Raw genomic sequence first — 272 nt, forward strand, 5'->3', positions numbered from 1 at the left:
GTCCGCTCTCGCCGATGCGCTGGGAACGGGCGCGTCCTACGTCAGCAAGATCGTCCGGAAGCTCGAAGCCGACGGGTGGGTGGAGCGGACGACCGACCCCTCCGATGGGCGGGCGACGCTCATCGCCCTCACCCCGGCCGGAGAAGTCGCGGCACACGGCGTGTATGCGCTCGGTGACCGGATGATCACCGAGGTCCTGGACGGCTGGTCGGCGGAGGACGTCCACGCTTACACCGCCCTGACGTCGAGATTCGTGAAGGATGCCATCGCCT

At 68.4% G+C, this 272-nt stretch carries 1 protein-coding gene; it reads left to right on the plus strand.

Going from position 1 to position 272, the window contains the following annotated elements; genetic code table 11:
- Positions 1 to 272 (plus strand): MarR family winged helix-turn-helix transcriptional regulator (locus tag ACZ3HG_RS23745; protein ID WP_465334832.1); only part of this gene is annotated, 272 nt, incomplete at both ends.

This window comes from Erwinia sp. PME.40.26/001 (genome assembly GCF_055556675.1).